Below are 15,116 nucleotides of genomic sequence, written 5' to 3' on the forward strand. Positions count from 1 at the left end.
GTGGTTAGATGTGTGGAGGGATATTTTTCAGCCGCGGAGAGGGGCGGACGTTGCGGGCGTGGTTTTTTTTTCTGGGAAAAGGGCGGAGGGGGGGGGACCGGCTTGTTTCCCGGGGAGCCGGGCCCCAGCCGTGCGTCCGCCGCCCAGCCGGAACCGGCGCGGCGTCGGGGGCCTCGGCGCCGAGCGGCGCCCCTCAGAGGCCCGGCTTCGACCGGATCGCCCCGGGTGTCCGCCGGGACTGAACGCACCCGGCGGGGCGCAGAACGGCGGTCGCGCGCCCGCTCGCCGTGGACGACCCCGTAGCGGCCAACTCCCGCACACCGGTTTCGGCGTCGCCGAGGAGATCGTGGTGGCCGGTCGTCAGTACGTGGGCCCAGCACGTCGGCGGCCTCCCGACACCGAGTCCGTATCCGTGGTGCTCTCCGTGGTCGGCACGGAGGCGGTACGCGCCCCGCGGACGGCAGTCTGTGGGCACGGTGATCGGGCCGGGAGGCCGGGAAGATCACGACCAGCGATTGAAGGAGCGACCATGGCCGGCACCGCCACCAGCACGTACGAGGGGTTCACCGCGGATGAGCGGGCCGCGATGAAGGCGCACGCCCTGGAGCAGAAGAAGGCGGCACGCCGTGCTTCGGCTGCGGAGAAGGCGGCGGAGTCGGAGCGGGACGTGCTGGCGAAGATCGCCGAGATGCAGGACTCGGACCGCGTCATGGCCGAGCGCGTCCACGCCGTCGTCACCGCCAACGCCCCGGTCCTCGCCCCGAAGCTCTGGTACGGGATGCCCGCCTACGCGCTGGACGGCAAGGTCATCTGCTTCTTCCAGAGCGCGGAGAAGTTCAAGGCACGCTACGCGACGCTCGGTTTCAGCGACCTGGCGAAGCTGGACGAGGGCCCCATGTGGGCGGCCGGTTTCGCGCTGACCGAGGTGACGCCCGAGGTGGAGGCGCGGATCGCCGAACTCGTACAGCGGGCGGTCTGAGGCCGCGCCTAGGTCCGCGTCGCCCGGCGGGACCGGGTCGGCTGTGTCGCCGCCGTCGTTCGTGACGGCCGCGTCGAGGCGCGGCTACCGGAGGGTCATCGGGGCGAGGCCCAGGTCGGCGAGCGCACGCGCGCCTCGGGCGCCGTGCTCGCCGCCCGCGAGGATCAGGGTGCGCGCCGACTGGTAGCGGCAGCCGGCGGCGTCGAAAGCGCCCGCAGCGGCGACCAGCCGATCCCCGTCGCCGTCGAGCAGGGCCGCCGCGCGCTCCACGAGGGCGGTGGCGACGGGGTTGCCGGCCACGGCGGTCCGGGCTTCCACCAGGCGGGCGGCGGCATCGGGAGCGGCGGCGAGCACGGAGGCCTCGGCGCGCAGTGCCACGTACCAGTGCAGCCAGATCCAGGTGGTCCACCGCCGTACCCGTGCGGGTTCGGGGGCCGTGCGTTCCAGCGCTGCTCGGGGCCGCCCCTGGTGGAGCATGAGGATCGCGTCGAAGACCGCCCCGTACCCGCAGGTGTTCCACGGCGAGGGGTCGACCTGCGCGAGCAGCGCACTCCAGTCGCGGTGGGCTTCCTGGTCGTCGCGCAGCCCGTGGATCGTCGCCATCGCTGCCGCGGGCGGACCGAGAACCGCCCGGGCGGGGCTGCCGGCCCGCTGCCAGGCGTCGCGGAAGCGGAGGCCGGCGGTGAGTGCCTCCTCCACATCGCCCGCCAGTGCGGCGGCGACGAGGAGCCGGCCCGTGGCCCGGTGGCCGACCTCGGCCAGTTGCGGGTGTTCCGCCAGTTCCCGCGCCCACTGGCGGGCGCCCGGCAGGTCTCCCACGCCGAGGGCGGCCTCGGCGGCCTCGCCGAGCGCCTCGATCAGCTCGTGGGTGCCGGCCGGGCCGTCGGGTGCGGACGAGACCAGCTCGACCCGGCGCCGCGCCGTCGCCGCCGCCGCGAAGGCGTCCCCGGCCCAGCTCAACGCGCCGGTAAGGGTGTCGAGGGCAGCGGGCTCCGCGAGCGGATGCCTTGCGAGGCGGGCGAGATCGACCGCTCGTTCGGCGGAGGCGATCGCCTCCTGGACGGTCGTACCGCCGGAGCCGCCGGCCGCGCGCGCCGCTTCGGGGGAAGCGTCGTCCGTGTCACCCGTGTCGTCCGTGCTCTGCGCGGCGCCGATCGCGTGGGTGAGGGCGCGTCCCGCCTCGGCCAGTGCGACCGCGGCCCGGGCGGAGGGGTCGGCACCGGCCAGTTCCCGCGCTTCAGTGATGAGCGCGTCGGCTTCCTGCGGCGGGAGGGTGCGCACGAACTTGCTGGAGAACCGGTAGGCGTTGCTGACGGCGGCGGCCAGGTCGCGGGCGGCCGCCGCGCTGTCGCCCGCCCGGACTGCGACGTCCGCGGCCGCCAGGTGGAGGCGGTACAGGTCGTCACCGTGCAGGCGGCAGGCGGCGACGGCCGCGGCGTGCCGGAGCATCGACGCCGTGTCGTCCGGGGTGACGGCGAGGGCGGCGGCCTGCTCGTAGCGCTGCTGGGATTCCCCGATCAGATGGCGGCTGAAGGCCAGCTCGGCCGTGCCGCGAGCGAGGCGGTAAGCGTCGGCGCGCTGCTCCGGCCGGCTCTCCGCCCACGCGAGGGCGGCGCGCAGCTCGTCGGCCACCCGGTCGAACCGGGCCCGCCAGTCCGCTCCCGGCACCTGGAGGTCGGCGCTTCGGCCGAGGCACCAGTGCAGGTGCCGGGCCCGGGTGTCGTCGAGTTCGCCGGCCTCGGTGAGGCGGTCGGCACCGTACTGGCGCAGCGTTTCCAGCGCGCGGTAGCGGGTGCCGTCCGGGGAGAGCGTGACGGCGAGCAGGCTCTGTTCGGCGAGACGGGCCAGCCCGTCGGCGGCGGTCGCCGCGTCGAGTGCGGCGACCTGTGCCGCCGCCCGGGCGGTGAACGGTGTCACGAACACCGACACCCGGCGCAGCAATGCCCGGTCGGCCGGGTCCAGCAGGTTGTGGCTCCAGTCCAGCGCCGCCCGTACGGAGCGGTGCCGGTCCTCCGCCCGGGAGCCGCCGGTGAGCATGCGCAGCGGGTGGGCCAGGGCGGCGGTGATGCCGTCCAGACCGAGCGTGGGGTAGCGGGCGGCGGCCAGCTCGATCGCCAGTGCCATGCCGTCCAGCCGTGTGCAGATTTCGGCGATCTGATCGTGCAGGGAGGGGTCCAGCGGCCGACCCATCGCTGTCGCCCTGTCGGTGAACAGCGCGACCGCGTCCGACCCGCCGTCGCCGGCCGTCGACGGGGACGACGGGGACAGGGACAGCGGCGGGACCGGGTACACCCGCTCGAACGGCACCATCAGCCGGGACCGGCTGGTCACCAGTACCCGCATCCGTGGACAGGCGGCCAGCAGGCGTTCGAGGAACAGTGCGGCCCCGTCGACGACGTGCTCGCAGTTGTCCATTACCAGCAGGGCGTGGCGGTCGGCCAGCGCGGCGGTCACGGACTCGGCCATGTCCTGGTCCAGTTGCTCGCCGAGACCGAGGGCTTCGGCGACCGCCGTTGCGATCATGGCGGGGTCGGTGACGGGGACCAGGTCGACGAACCACACCCCGTCGGCGAACGCGTCGGCCGCGTCCGAGGCCACCGCCAGCGCGAGCCGGGTCTTGCCGACCCCGCCGGGGCCGACTGCGGTCACCTGCCGGTGTTCCCCCAGCATCGCGCTCAGGGCGGCCCGCTCGCCCGCCCGGCCGATGAACGAGGTGAGCCGCGTCGGCAGCGCGGGCGCCGGGCGCGAACGCTCGGAGCGCGAGCCTTCGGTGCGCGACCGTTCGGACGCGCGGCGGGCCAGCGCCCGCCGGTCCGGCACCTCCAACTTGCGCAGCAGTGAGGAGACATGGGTCTCCACCGTACGTACCGAGATGTACAGCCGTGCTCCGATCTCGGCGTTGCTGAGATGGTCTCCGACCAGCTCCAACACCTCACTCTCGCGAGGCGAGACATCTGCTCCCTGTGCCATGGGCGCCATTCTGTCGCACGCTCGTTCGCGCTCCTGTTCCGTGAGCGCCTCCGGCCGTCTCCGTGATCCTCTCCGTGGTCACCACGGATGCGGGCCGACCGTGCCGGGCGTGACGCTGTGACGGCACACGACTTCGACATGACTTCAGGAGCGCCCATGTCCGGCCCGTCCACCTCCGGAATCAAGACCGTGCTCCACCCGGTGTCCGATCTGGGCCGGGCCAAGGCGGTGTACGCGGCCCTGCTCGGCGTGCCCCCGCACAACGACACGCCGTACTACGTCGGCTTCGAGGCCGCGGGACAGCACATCGGGCTGGTGCCGGGCGGCGGACCGCAGGCGATGACCTCACCGGTGGCGTACTGGCACGTGCCGGACATCGAGGCGACGCTGGTCGCGGCGGTCGCCGCGGGCGCGACCGTGACCGAGCCCGCGCACGATGTCGGCGGCGGCCGCCTGGTGGCGACCATCGCCGACCCCGACGGTAACGTCCTCGGCCTCCTCCAGGACCGGCAGGACCAGGCGGGCACCGCTGCTCGCTCCCGCGCCCAGCGCCGTGTCGACACCGAACACCGGCTCGCCCACGACGTCGACGTCTGGGTGGCCACCGCCTCCACCGACGGGGCGCCGTACCTGGTGCCGCTGTCCTTCGACTGGGACGGCCGGGCTCTGCGGGTGGCCACCCCGGCGGACAGCCCGACCGGCAGGAACCTGGCTGCCACCGGGACCGTCCGCCTCGCACTCGGCCCCACCCGCGACGTCACCATGATCGACGGCACCGTCGAGGTCCACGCCATCGATGCCCTCCCGAAAGAACAGGGTGACCGCTTCGCCGAACGCACCGGCTTCGACCCGCGCGCACTCGCCCGGGCCTACCGCTGGTTCCGCATCACACCGCACCGCATCCAGGCGTGGCGGGAGGAGAACGAGCTGGCCGACCGCGACCTGATGCGGGAGGGCCGCTGGCTCGCCTGACAGTCCGAGTACGGATCCTCATGCCGCCCTGCACGAGGTAGGGGAAGGAGGCAGAGAGCCGGGCGGCCGGGCACGCAGCGCGGGACGCACCGCGCCACCGTCGAAAACAGCCAGCCCGTAGAACGGTTGACGGAGCATCACCAGCGGTCCTGCGCGACCTCGACCACGACGGCGCGTCCCTGGCCGAGCGCATGCGGTACACCGCGGAGTGCCGACCGGGTCGGCCGGAAGCGGGGGTGGGAAGAAGCGGCAGCCCCTTACTGGACCAGCTGGGTGTGCGGGTGGCCTCCACTCGCCGGGCAGGCGTACAGCTGGAGATGATTGGCGTCCAGCACCGTGATCTCAGGCGGATTGGACCAACTGTCGCCGGACTCTCCGGGGACCCGGTCCTCGTACGGTATCCAACTCGTGCTGTGGCGGTGCCATTCGGAGGAGGCGATGGTCAGCAGCGGCGTCATCGCGGTACTGCAGGCCACACAGAACCGTGGCACGGGGTCGGTGAGCCCCCAGGGGGCCCAGCCGCCGATCTTCCAGCCGGGGGCGTGGGACAGCGCCCTGTCATAGAGCTCCTCCGGGCCGGCACCGTCGACCACGATGCCCGCCGCCCGCCAGGGCGCGGGGTCCGTGACCTGCTGCTTCAACTCCGCGGGGAGTTCCAGGTAATCGGGGTACTCGGTGACCTGCTCCGGCGCGAGCACGCACGGCTCGGGCACGTAGAGGTCCTCGTCCGCGTCGAACGGCTCGGGCGGCGCGGCCAGCACGTCGGTGACATCCGCAGCGGTCCGCCAGGACAGTGCGATCGGAATGCTTGAGTCCGGCGCGTGCTCCGAAGGGCACCACATGACCTGCAGCAGGTCGGTCCGCCCGGGGGGTCGCAGCAGGGGTATGTCCCGCGCGTACAACTGGGCCACTGGCACCAGGGGGTGCGGGCCATCGTGCTCGATGCGGCAGTACGGCCAGGGTTGCTGTGCGGGCCACAGCAGGGGCCCGCCGATCGAGCTGTCGTACACCGTGGGAGAGCCGGGTCGCGGGTGCAACCGGACGGCGGGGCGGGCCAGCGGGGCCAGCGCGGGGAAGAGCGCGGCGATGTCGACCGGCCGCGGCGGGGTGGTGCGTGTGCCGTTCATGGCAATGATCTTGCCAACACCCTCTGACAGCGAGCCAACCCAACAGGGCGAACCGCACCCCTCCTGCGTGCGGCACAATCGGTGAAGTGCTCGCTCCCGCCCTCTGTCGACGGTAACGACGCTCCCGGCTTCCGGAGCGCGATCAACGAAGTCTTCCCGAAACCCGCCATCAAAGGTGCTGGGTTCGGACGAAGGCCACGAAGGGGCCGGCTCCCGTGTGGCGGCCCTGGCGATGGTCTCCACGTTCGTCGAGTCCGTCCGAGTCCGCTGGCGGCCCGTGAACGAACCTGCCCTCGTCGCCCTCGTCCGGGTATTGGCGGTTGCTCACCGGAGGGTCTACGTATAGGGCCGGATGGCCACCGTGACATCCATGTTGAAGACGTTCGTCCCCGCCGCGGACGGCAGACCCAGGGCCCGGTCGAGCGCGCGACTCAGGGGGCCGCAGCCACTGGTGCCCGGGGCGGCGAACGCCGCGTCCTGGGCACCGAAGGCGACGACCAGGGGATCCCTGGATATCACCCGGGTCAGATGGGTGTCCTTGAGCACCAGGTGGACCGCGTCCTGATCGCTGCCCACCGAGCAGCCCGACGACGGCCGGGCCGGCAGCCCGTGCGGCGAGCCTATGGTGAACCTGAGGTCGAACTCGCCGCGCCGGGTGTCGTCGGACAGGAAGTCCGAGTAGCCGCCGTACTGCGGAGTCAGGGTCAACGGGGTGCGTCCCGCCCGGATCGGCGCAGCGGTCATCTGCCCGAAGACCTGGCGGAATTCGCCGTCGACACGGCCTTCCGCAAAGCTGATCTTCATGGGCTCGGTGAGCGGCTCGTCTATGGCGCCCATGCGCAGATGCCCCGTGGCGTGCATGACCTCGCAGCGCCAGGTCCCGGGATCCGCGCCCGCGGGCAGCTCATCGACGGTCGGGCAGGTGGAGAAGTCGAACTCGGGCAGATCCATGGCGCGTTCGGCTCCATGCGCGGGTGCGGCGCTCAGGACGAGTCCGGCAAGCAGGGCTCCCGCAACAGCACGTGTGAAGCGGCGGACTGTGCGATTCGAGGTCACTCGGTTCGGCGTCATACGCCACAGGATTGCAGACCTTTCTCTGCAGAGAAAGGTCTGCAGAGAAAAATCTGCTTTCTGGGTAGACTGCCGTCATGACGAAAGAGCGGAGAGCGGAAGCGCGAGAGCGGCGCACGGTCGACAGTCCCGAGGTGCTCAAGGCCCTCTCGCACCCTCTGCGCCTGCGTATCCTGCGCCACCTCGGCGCGGCGGGCCCGGCCACCTCAACCACGCTGGCCGCCGCCCTCGGCGAGAACACCGGGACGCTCAGTTACCACCTGCGCATGCTGGAGCGCAGTGGCCTCATCGAGGACATCCCCGAGCGCTCCACCGGGCGTGAACGCTGGTGGCGCGGGGTGCGCGGGCTCGACATCCGCAGACCGCCGCGGGGTGAGCTGACGGAGGCCGAGCGCGTCATGTCGGCCGAGCTGGACAGGATGAGGATGGAGGAGGACCTCGAGCTGGCCCGGCAGTTCACCGCCGAACAGGCGGACTCCGAAGGCTGGATGCGGGGTTCACGCAGCCTCACCCACCTCACGAAGGGTGAGCTGGACGCGTTCCACGACGACTATCTAGCCCTCCTCGCGCGCTATGCCCGCGGGCCCGAGGACGCCCCCGACGACGCACGCCCCGTACTCCTCCGCTGGTTCGGCCTGCCCGCTGACTGACCGGCAGCCGACCGCTGAGCTGCCTGGTTGGCCGACTGACCGTACGGGTGAGTCGAGGGGAGGGGACAGGTCGGGCCGACGTCTTCACAGGCAGCCACGGTTGCCGGAAGCGGCGCGGGCTCAGATGGGCCCGGTTCAGGGAGGGTCCTCAGAAGCCGCCGGAGCCAGTTGCGCTACCGGACCCCGGATTGCCCGACCCCCCGGCATTGCCGATTACGCCGGCACGGGCCGAACCTGACCGACGGGGCTTCGGCGGAGGCTTCGGCCGCCGGGTTCGGTGTGTCTGCAGCTGAACGGAGACCCCGGCCTCCGACAGGAGCGCATCCAGGGCCTCCTTCAGCTGCCGCCCGTCCGTATGCCTCGGGTGACCACAAGCCAGCTCGGCCGAGTCGCCTGCCCCGACCAATGCGACCATCAGGGTTCGGGTGGCCGGCAGGGGGTCGCCCTCGTACGGCTCGATGATGCTCTCGACCAGATCTATGCGCGCCAGGTCGGCGATCGGCATCCAGGGGTCCGGCCGGCTCGCCCGGATCAAGCGAAACCGGGGCAGGTCCCCGGCCGGGGCGAACCGAACTCGACGGACACGGCGCAGCGCACCAGCAGCGGCGAACGGAGCGGCGATCAGGGAGCCGGCCGCCGCCACGAGGCCGGGCACGATCAACGCGCTGGGAAAATCGACGCCGAAGAAAGCCATGAAAATCATGATCACGACTCCCACACAGCCGAACACGATCAGCACCCGCACCAGAGACGCGAACGCGATCAGCACCGCATGGCCGCGCGAACCACCGGTCTCGCGGAAGACGAGGTCGGTTGTGTCACCGTCAGGTCCAGGCCGCACCGGCCCACCGGCAGTCATGCGATCCAGCCTAGACCTGGCCGTCGACGGGCAGAAGGCGACGGACAAGCCGAGACGAGCGGACTTGACCGCCGGTTCCCGCTCACAGTGCGCTGGCGCGGCTCCTCCAGGTCGCGGGCCGCGGCGGCCACTCCGAGCTAGCGCCGCACCTCGCCGGCCCGGCAGGTCAGGTCCTTGGCGGGGAGCCTGCCTGTGGTCAGGTAGATCGTTGCTGCCTGGTCCGCGCAGGGATTGCCGTCGGGTGCGTAGAGGACGCCGTGTCCCTCACCACCGGCGACGGTGAGCATCCGGGAGCCGCGCAGGGCCAGATGCATGGCCCGGCCGGCGAAGAGGGGCGTCTGGGAGTCCCATTCGTTCTGAGTGATCAGCGCGCCGACCGTGTTGTCGATCCTGGTCTGCGGCTCGCTGCCCCGCTGCCAGAAGGCACAGGGCGCGATGGCAGCCGCGAAGTCGCCGTACAGCGGATACCGGGCCTCGTCACGGATCACCTCGCGGCGGTACCGCTCGGGGTGTGAATGCCTGCTCGGCCGCCTTCGCCATGTCCTGGAACATCCCCCGGTAGATCCGGGTGGGGTCGGTCGCGCTGTCCAGCACGATCCGGTCGGCCCGCTGCGGGAACAGGTGCATGTAGACAGCGCCGAGATGGGTTCCGTAGGAGATCCCCAGGTAGGAGATTCTCTTCTCGCCCAGGGCAGCGCGGATGATGTCCATGTCACGGGCGTTATTGCGGGTGGTGAGGTGCGGCAGCATGTCACCGGCCCGGGCCCGGCACTTCCCGGCGAAGGTACGGGCCCGATCCACGTCCTTCGCGAAGGTCTCCGCCTTGTAGGGGTGGTCGGCCTGTTCCTCGGCGGTCAGCCCGCAGCTGACGGGAGAGCTCTGCCCGACGCCCCTCAGGTCGAAGCCGACGAGGTCGTACCGCCGCTTCACTTCCGCGGGGAACTTCATGAGCGGGTCGGCAGGCAACTGCAGTCCCGGTGCGCCGGGGCCGCCCGGGTTGAGCAGCAGAACACCGTGGCGTTCCTTCGCGCTGCCCGCCTTCAGCCGGGATATCGCGAGGCGGATCGTCCTGCCGCCGGGGTCGCTGTAATCCAGCGGGACTTTGAGCGTCGCACACTGGAAGGTGTCGGGGCCCTTCGCGTCGCAGCGTTTCCATCGGAGCTTCTGCTGCGTGGACTGCCGCAGGGGGTCCTTGGCAGTGGAGGTGTCGGATGCCGTGGGCGCGGCGGAGGCCGTCGCGGGCGCCAGCGCCGAGAGGGTGGCCGCCGCGAGGCTGGCGGCGAGTAGGGGGACCTTGCGGGTGTTTCCGCTTCGCACGGTGATGCTCGTCCTTGTCGGGGAGAGTGGGCAGCCGGTCCACCGGTGAGGTAACGGGAAGGCCGTTCAGGTTCCGTTCAGATGCCCGCGGACGCACTGCGCGTACTGGTGGAAGCCGTCCGGCTGGTAGCACTCCTGCGTCTTGTTTGCAGAGCTGGGCAGCGGCGCTCTGCTGCCTGCTGCCTGCTGCTGGCGTCAGCTCTGTGCCTGGCGGTGACCTCCGCCCTGCGGTGGCTGGCGCCCAGGCTGCTGGGTCCGTCGCCGGCCGAGCGGCTCGCGCTGGCGGCCGAGCGGGAACGGGCACTGGCCGAACGCAACAGACCGGCCCACGAGTTGCACGACTCGATCGGGCACACCCTGACGGCCGCCACGATCCAGGCAGCGGTGGCGGGCGAAATGCTCTCTGCCGACCCCGTGGCGGCGCGGGCCGCCCTGCGCAGCATCGAGGAGTCGACCCGGGCCGCCCTTGAAGACCTGGACCATGTGCTGGGCATGCTGCGCGAGGAGAAGGCGGGCACGGCGCCGGCCCGGACCCTGGCCGACCTGCCCGAGCTGCTCGACCGGCTGCGGCACGCGGTCGCGGTGGTGGAGCCGGAGCTGCCGGGCGACTACGCACAGTGCAGGGGACGCTCTCCCGGGCGGCGTACCGGATCCTGCAGGAAGGACTGACGAACGCCCTGCGGCACGGAGCGGGCGGTCCGATCCGGGTCAGGGCGGCGACCGCGCCGGACTCGCTGGAGCTCGGCGTGGTCAACCGGACCGGAGCCGGCGGCGGATGAGCCCGGGTGCCTTCCCGACGTCCGGGCACGGCCTGCCCGGCCTCCTGGAGCGCGTACGGCTCCTGCACGGCGACATCGAATCCGGTCCGGACGGACCGGAGCACTGGCGGCTCGCGGTCCGGCTGCCGATGCGCTTGCCCGCATGATCGGCTCACAAGCGCACGCAGCGGTCGCTACCGGCCCCGACGCGAACGCAGCCGTCCCAACCGACACCTCCAGCTGCACCACCCTCCTGATCGCGGACGACGACGACGTGACCCGCAGCGGCCTGCGCACGCTGCTCGCCCTGCAGCCAGGGATCACCGTTGTCGGGGAGGCCGTCGACGGCATCGAAGCAGTCGAGCGGGCGCGGCAGTTGCGGCCGGACGTGGTCCTGATGGACGTACGGATGCCGCGCCGCAACGGCATAGAGGCCACCCGGGAGCTCCTCGCCGGGCCGGCCGACCCGCCGAAAGTCGTGGTGATCACCACCTTCGAGAACGACGACTACGTCACCGCCGCACTCAGCGCCGGAGCCAGCGGCTTCGTGCTCAAGCGGCTCCCCGTCCCCAAGATCGCGGAGGCGGTGCGGGTGGTCGCGGTGGGCGAGGCCATCCTCTTCCCGGCGGCCCTGCGCCAGATGGTCACCGCCCGCCCACTGGGATCCGCCGAGGCGCTGCCGCAGGCGGCGCTGACGAGCCGGGAGGAAGAGGTACTGCGCCTGATGGCCACCGGCAGGTCCAACCCGGACATCGCGGAGTCGTGCAGGGTGAGCCTGGAGACGGTGAAGACGCACGTGGGGAACGTGCTGACCAAACTCGGCGCGCAGAACCGGACCCACGCGGTGGTGATCGCCTACGAAACCGGCCTGGTCGTGCCCGGGTCACGGGCTGACATGACATCACCTGGTCTGACCCGGTCCGCCTGTGCCGCTGGACCAGCCGCCGGGCCGCCGTCGACCCGACCTGGAAGACCCTCCGCGACCGCCGTCTCGAAGGCGGCGGAGTCCACCAGGCCATGCTCCGCATCGCCCGACTCCACAACCCCCCTGGCCGAACTGGCTGCCCGTGACCGGCGGAGTCAGGAGACCAGTAGCGCTTGGGCGATGGCTTTCTGCTCGGGCTGGAGTGTGACCGCGCCGTCCTCGATGTCCCAGAGGCAGTTCTGCAGGACGCGGCCGAGTGTCCATCTGGTGGCCCGCTCCCGGTCCAGACCGACGACTTCTGTCATGGGGTGGAAGCGATGGCGTATGGCCCCGGGCACGTCTGCGGTGCCGATGATGTCGTCCCACCGGTTTCGCAAGGCGGGCAACAGCTCGAAGCCGGGGTCGCCGGCAAGGGGTTTGGGGTCGATGGCGAGCCAGGGAGCCCGTCCCGAGACCTGCAAGGACGGAAGAGGGGCGAGAACGTTGTCGTAGTGCAGATCCCAGTGCAGAAGCCGGTCGCCGGGCTCGTCGAGTAGTTCCCTCACCGCAGCCGCGCACGTAGCGAGCAGTCGTCGCTCAGAGGGGTCCGCCAGAGAGCGGGAGTATGCGGGGACCCGCTCGAGCATGGCCCGGGCAATGTCGGCCAATAGCCGCAGGCCGGCGGGGGCCGGAACGGCGGCCAGGTGCTTCAGCAGCTCGGAAAGGTGCTGGAGAGCCGCAGTGCCGTCGGGCACCGTCGCGAGGGACCGGGCGGCATCGAGACGTTCCAGGAGCATGGCCCCGGAGTCGGGGGCGGTGTTCAGAAGTCCGACCGCGTGGCGGGCGCCCCAGACGCGCAGGGCGAGCGGCTCGTCTCGCGTTTCCTCGTCAACGGGCTGAAGCTTGAGTACCGCGGGCGAGCTGTCTGCTTGGAGCACCGGCAGTACGAGTGCGACAGCCCCGTGAACGGGCGGCCCGTCCAGTCGCAGACTCCAGCGGTCCAAGAACTCCTCGGCCAGGGTCGGCAGGGCAGCGGTCCATGCCCGCCAGGCCTCGCCGTTCTGGGAGACGGCCAGGGCCGCTGGAACTCCGACCTGGGACTGAGACCGGCTGAAGGCCACGACGCTCCCGAATAGGACGGTGCTGGGGTGTCGGCGTGCCTGACCGTCTTCGTCATCGAGTCCTTCGGGCCGCCGTCGTACGATCGTACGACGTCCTCCTTGCTGCCCGCTCTGTGGCTCCCGGTGCCGTTGCGGAAGGCTCTGAGCGCGATCCACCGGTCGGCCCGCACGCCATCGCGTCTCGTCGCTCCGCGCGCCGGTCGATCCGGGGGCGTCGCCCAGGACATGGTCGTAGCGGCTATTCCACCGTGGTGATGGGGATCGCCGCACGGCCGGGAGAGACGGTGTTCGTGTCGGGCGGGCCTTCTGCGGTTTGCTTCCACACGCGAACGTACTTGGCCTTCTGCGCCCAGGCTCCCAGGTCCGAAGTGTCGGCGCTGTAGTCCTGCCAGGCCTTGCCCCGCTCGCCGTCGTCGGGGAGCCAGGAGTCCGGTCTTGACTCCCACACGGTGACGTTCGTGACCCAGCGCAGTGTTTGGTGGAACGGGTCGTCGGCAGGCACGGTCGGCGCCCGTAGGGAGCCAAGCCGGCTCAGACCCAGGTGGGCGAGCGAGTAGGCGACGGCAGCTTCTCCTTGATCCCGCTTGTCGGGCTGCACCCTGACAGCGGTCCCGCCGAAGTGTGTCGTCTCGTAGAGGATTGCCTGGACCACCGGGCCGGCGTCGTCTGCCATGGTTCCCTCTCCTGCCCGCCTGCCCGGCGTCTTCCCCACGGCGGCAAGCGCATCCCTCAACGAGCCGGCCAGACGCGATGTGGGTGACGCCTGCCGAAAATGCCCGGCTTTACGTCACTGGCCTGGCCTTCACGGCCCGCGACGCCCCATCCCGCGCAAGCGGCGCGGAGTAGCGGGCGTAAAGCCCCGGAAAGGCACGCGAGCGAAACTACAGCGGCCCTCGTGCGGGCGATAGGGTATGAAACGCGAGGAGGAGGGTGTCATGGGTGAAGCTGCGACAACCCCCCGCGAACGATACCGCCAGCAGGTGCGCGCGGAGATCAAGGAAAGAGCCTGGGAACAGATCGCCGTCGCCGGGGCGTCGGCGCTCTCTCTCAATGCGATCGCCAAGCACATGGGGCTGAGCGGCGCTGCGCTCTACCGGTACTTCGCCAACCGTGACGAGCTGCTCACGGAGCTGATACGAGACGCGCACCAGAGTCTGGTCAGCGCGTTTCGCGCAGCCGCCGCCAGAGGCGACGCCGACCTTTCCGGTCTGGCTCACGCGCTGCGCCAGTGGGCTGTTGATGATCCGCAGCGGTACTTTCTCATCTACGGCACACCAGTGCCGGGCTACCGCGGTCCGGCGGATGTCCTGGTGAGCGCGTCGGAAATCATGCAGATCCTCCTCGATGCATGCGCCGCGCTTCCGCCGGACGCTTCACCGACAGCGTTTGAGCAGCACTTGGAAGGTCACGGTGAGTGGGCGCCCGGGCATCTCGCGCGACCTGGAGCCCTGCGCCTTGCCGTCACGTTCTGGACCCGGTTGCATGGCGTTCTTTCCCTGGAACTCGGTGGTCATTTCACCGGTATGGGCTTGGATCCCGCGCTGCTCTTCCAAGCCGAGCTTGACCTCCTGGCAGGCAGCTGAAGGCGGGGCCGCCTGGCGGGGCCGACAGGCGGGCAGGGCGATCGATGCCGGTAGTTTTGGAATTCGACGGAAGGGCACAAGCTTTTATATCGGCCTTATGTGGAGAAGAGGTGCCCCATGGGCATCATCGGCTGGATTCTGATGGGACTGCTCGCCGGACTCATCGCAAAGTTCCTGATGCCGGGGCGGGACCCCGGCGGCTGCATCGTGACTCCCCTTATCGGTATCGCCGGGGGTCTTCTGGGAGGATGGCTCGGCAAGGTCATCTTCGGAGTCGACTCCATTGACGGGTTCTTCGAGATCTCCACGTGGATCGCCGCCATTGTCGGCTCCCTCATCCTCCTGGCCGCCTATCGTCTTGTCGCTCGCGCCAGGGATTGACCGGCAACACGCACGATGAGGGCCGAGGGCGCCGGTCCGCTTCAGTCGCGGGGCGGAAGCAAGGGGCCGAGCGGGCCCAGGTCGAGATTCAGGTCCTCCAGGCAGAACCCGTGCTGGGCGCACAGGTCGGCAAGACTGTCGTGCAGGGCCATGAGGGTCGCGCCGAGTTCCTCTTCTTGTTCGTCGGTGAGGTCTCCGGCGTCCACCCGGCGCAGGGCTTGGCGTTCGATGAGCTGGCGCAGGAGCTCGACGAGGGTGAGGACCAGTTTCAGGAGATCTTCTTCGACGGTGTCCTTGTCGGCGTGGATGCGGTGGGCCGGGCGTGGTGGCCGGTCGCCCTGGGAGGCGGGCGGCGCCTGGATGAGTCTGAAGGCCCGGGACATGGTGTCGCCGACGGCTTGGAGGCTCGGGGCCGGGCCGGAGC

14 protein-coding genes and 3 pseudogenes are annotated in these 15,116 nt (G+C 70.9%); 9 read left to right on the forward strand and 8 right to left on the reverse strand.

Translation table 11 applies throughout. The features are described 5' to 3' along the window. Window positions 1–529: 529 nt before the first annotated feature. Entirely contained in the window at window positions 530–979 is a 450-nt protein-coding gene (locus tag ACZ4WZ_RS14330; protein ID WP_467889634.1) for an iron chaperone, read from the forward strand. A gap of 84 nt (window positions 980–1,063) precedes the next feature. Here ACZ4WZ_RS14330 and ACZ4WZ_RS14335 read toward each other — a convergent pair whose 3' ends face one another. Beyond that, entirely contained in the window at window positions 1,064–3,949 is a 2,886-nt protein-coding gene (locus ACZ4WZ_RS14335) for an ATP-binding protein (protein ID WP_467889635.1), read from the reverse strand. A gap of 156 nt (window positions 3,950–4,105) precedes the next feature. Here ACZ4WZ_RS14335 and ACZ4WZ_RS14340 point away from each other — a divergent pair. Together ACZ4WZ_RS14340 and ACZ4WZ_RS14345 are read left to right on the forward strand one after the other, a co-directional pair. Further along, window positions 4,106–4,429: pseudogene (locus ACZ4WZ_RS14340) on the forward strand (VOC family protein); the annotation flags it as partial. Continuing rightward, window positions 4,415–4,921, forward strand: a complete 507-nt coding sequence (locus ACZ4WZ_RS14345; protein ID WP_467890093.1) for a pyridoxamine 5'-phosphate oxidase family protein — start codon at window positions 4,415–4,417, stop codon at window positions 4,919–4,921. The pseudogene ACZ4WZ_RS14340 and the gene ACZ4WZ_RS14345, both read left to right, overlap by 15 nt. A 257-nt stretch (window positions 4,922–5,178) precedes the next feature. Here ACZ4WZ_RS14345 and ACZ4WZ_RS14350 read toward each other — a convergent pair whose 3' ends face one another. Together ACZ4WZ_RS14350 and ACZ4WZ_RS14355 are read right to left on the reverse strand one after the other, a co-directional pair. Then, a complete protein-coding gene (locus ACZ4WZ_RS14350) occupies window positions 5,179–6,048 on the reverse strand; it encodes a YwqG family protein (RefSeq protein WP_467889638.1) in 870 nt (289 codons plus the stop codon). Window positions 6,049–6,384: 336 nt separating this feature from the next. Further along, a complete protein-coding gene (locus tag ACZ4WZ_RS14355; RefSeq protein ID WP_467889641.1) occupies window positions 6,385–6,999 on the reverse strand; it encodes a hypothetical protein in 615 nt (204 codons plus the stop codon). 197 nt (window positions 7,000–7,196) lie between these two features. Between ACZ4WZ_RS14355 and ACZ4WZ_RS14360 the strand changes: the two genes are divergently transcribed. Continuing rightward, window positions 7,197–7,769, forward strand: coding sequence for an ArsR/SmtB family transcription factor (locus ACZ4WZ_RS14360; protein WP_467889644.1), 573 nt, complete (start codon window positions 7,197–7,199; stop codon window positions 7,767–7,769). Window positions 7,770–7,917: 148 nt separating this feature from the next. Here the strand turns inward: ACZ4WZ_RS14360 and ACZ4WZ_RS14365 are convergent, their stop codons facing one another. Together ACZ4WZ_RS14365 and ACZ4WZ_RS14370 are read right to left on the reverse strand one after the other, a co-directional pair. Further along, entirely contained in the window at window positions 7,918–8,628 is a 711-nt protein-coding gene (locus ACZ4WZ_RS14365; protein ID WP_467889646.1) for a hypothetical protein, read from the reverse strand. A gap of 137 nt (window positions 8,629–8,765) precedes the next feature. Further along, window positions 8,766–9,876: pseudogene (locus tag ACZ4WZ_RS14370) on the reverse strand (alpha/beta hydrolase). A gap of 150 nt (window positions 9,877–10,026) precedes the next feature. Here ACZ4WZ_RS14370 and ACZ4WZ_RS14375 point away from each other — a divergent pair. The 3 genes and pseudogenes from ACZ4WZ_RS14375 to ACZ4WZ_RS14385 all read left to right on the forward strand — a co-directional run. Beyond that, the gene (locus ACZ4WZ_RS14375; RefSeq protein ID WP_467889647.1) at window positions 10,027–10,614 is read left to right on the forward strand and encodes a histidine kinase; all 588 of its coding nucleotides are present in this window, start codon (window positions 10,027–10,029) and stop codon (window positions 10,612–10,614) included. 106 nt (window positions 10,615–10,720) lie between these two features. Beyond that, a complete protein-coding gene (locus ACZ4WZ_RS14380) occupies window positions 10,721–10,870 on the forward strand; it encodes a hypothetical protein (protein ID WP_467889649.1) in 150 nt (49 codons plus the stop codon). Beyond that, window positions 10,867–11,586, forward strand: a pseudogene (locus ACZ4WZ_RS14385) (response regulator transcription factor); the annotation flags it as partial. The gene ACZ4WZ_RS14380 and the pseudogene ACZ4WZ_RS14385, both read left to right, overlap by 4 nt. Window positions 11,587–11,783: 197 nt before the next feature. Here ACZ4WZ_RS14385 and ACZ4WZ_RS14390 read toward each other — a convergent pair. After that, window positions 11,784–12,728, reverse strand: coding sequence for an aminoglycoside phosphotransferase family protein (locus tag ACZ4WZ_RS14390; RefSeq protein ID WP_467889652.1), 945 nt, complete (start codon window positions 12,726–12,728; stop codon window positions 11,784–11,786). 238 nt (window positions 12,729–12,966) lie between these two features. Continuing rightward, window positions 12,967–13,401, reverse strand: a complete 435-nt coding sequence (locus tag ACZ4WZ_RS14395; protein WP_467889655.1) for a hypothetical protein — start codon at window positions 13,399–13,401, stop codon at window positions 12,967–12,969. A gap of 262 nt (window positions 13,402–13,663) precedes the next feature. On the opposite strand from ACZ4WZ_RS14395, the gene ACZ4WZ_RS14400 reads away from it, so the two are divergent. Both ACZ4WZ_RS14400 and ACZ4WZ_RS14405 read left to right on the forward strand, forming a co-directional pair. Then, window positions 13,664–14,311, forward strand: a complete 648-nt coding sequence (locus tag ACZ4WZ_RS14400; protein WP_467889658.1) for a TetR/AcrR family transcriptional regulator — start codon at window positions 13,664–13,666, stop codon at window positions 14,309–14,311. Between the two features lie 117 nt (window positions 14,312–14,428). Then, window positions 14,429–14,692, forward strand: a complete 264-nt coding sequence (locus ACZ4WZ_RS14405) for a GlsB/YeaQ/YmgE family stress response membrane protein (protein WP_467889661.1) — start codon at window positions 14,429–14,431, stop codon at window positions 14,690–14,692. A gap of 41 nt (window positions 14,693–14,733) precedes the next feature. Here ACZ4WZ_RS14405 and ACZ4WZ_RS14410 read toward each other — a convergent pair whose 3' ends face one another. Beyond that, window positions 14,734–15,075, reverse strand: a complete 342-nt coding sequence (locus tag ACZ4WZ_RS14410; RefSeq protein ID WP_467890095.1) for a gas vesicle protein K — start codon at window positions 15,073–15,075, stop codon at window positions 14,734–14,736. Window positions 15,076–15,116 lie beyond the last annotated feature (41 nt).

Source organism: Streptomyces sp. NPDC029122, from assembly GCF_055569445.1.

Coding starts and splice junctions, on each gene's coding strand:
- ACZ4WZ_RS14410 (WP_467890095.1), bottom strand. CDS start 15,075: ATGTCCCGGGCCTTCAGACTCATCCAGGCGCCGCCCGCCTCCCAGGGC.
- ACZ4WZ_RS14350 (WP_467889638.1), bottom strand. CDS start 6,048: ATGAACGGCACACGCACCACCCCGCCGCGGCCGGTCGACATCGCCGCG.
- ACZ4WZ_RS14335 (WP_467889635.1), bottom strand. CDS start 3,949: ATGGCACAGGGAGCAGATGTCTCGCCTCGCGAGAGTGAGGTGTTGGAG.
- ACZ4WZ_RS14365 (WP_467889646.1), bottom strand. CDS start 8,628: ATGACTGCCGGTGGGCCGGTGCGGCCTGGACCTGACGGTGACACAACC.
- ACZ4WZ_RS14355 (WP_467889641.1), bottom strand. CDS start 6,999: ATGGATCTGCCCGAGTTCGACTTCTCCACCTGCCCGACCGTCGATGAG.
- ACZ4WZ_RS14360 (WP_467889644.1), top strand. CDS start 7,197: ATGACGAAAGAGCGGAGAGCGGAAGCGCGAGAGCGGCGCACGGTCGAC.
- ACZ4WZ_RS14405 (WP_467889661.1), top strand. CDS start 14,429: ATGGGCATCATCGGCTGGATTCTGATGGGACTGCTCGCCGGACTCATC.
- ACZ4WZ_RS14380 (WP_467889649.1), top strand. CDS start 10,721: ATGAGCCCGGGTGCCTTCCCGACGTCCGGGCACGGCCTGCCCGGCCTC.
- ACZ4WZ_RS14395 (WP_467889655.1), bottom strand. CDS start 13,401: ATGGCAGACGACGCCGGCCCGGTGGTCCAGGCAATCCTCTACGAGACG.
- ACZ4WZ_RS14330 (WP_467889634.1), top strand. CDS start 530: ATGGCCGGCACCGCCACCAGCACGTACGAGGGGTTCACCGCGGATGAG.
- ACZ4WZ_RS14375 (WP_467889647.1), top strand. CDS start 10,027: ATGCCCGCGGACGCACTGCGCGTACTGGTGGAAGCCGTCCGGCTGGTA.
- ACZ4WZ_RS14400 (WP_467889658.1), top strand. CDS start 13,664: ATGGGTGAAGCTGCGACAACCCCCCGCGAACGATACCGCCAGCAGGTG.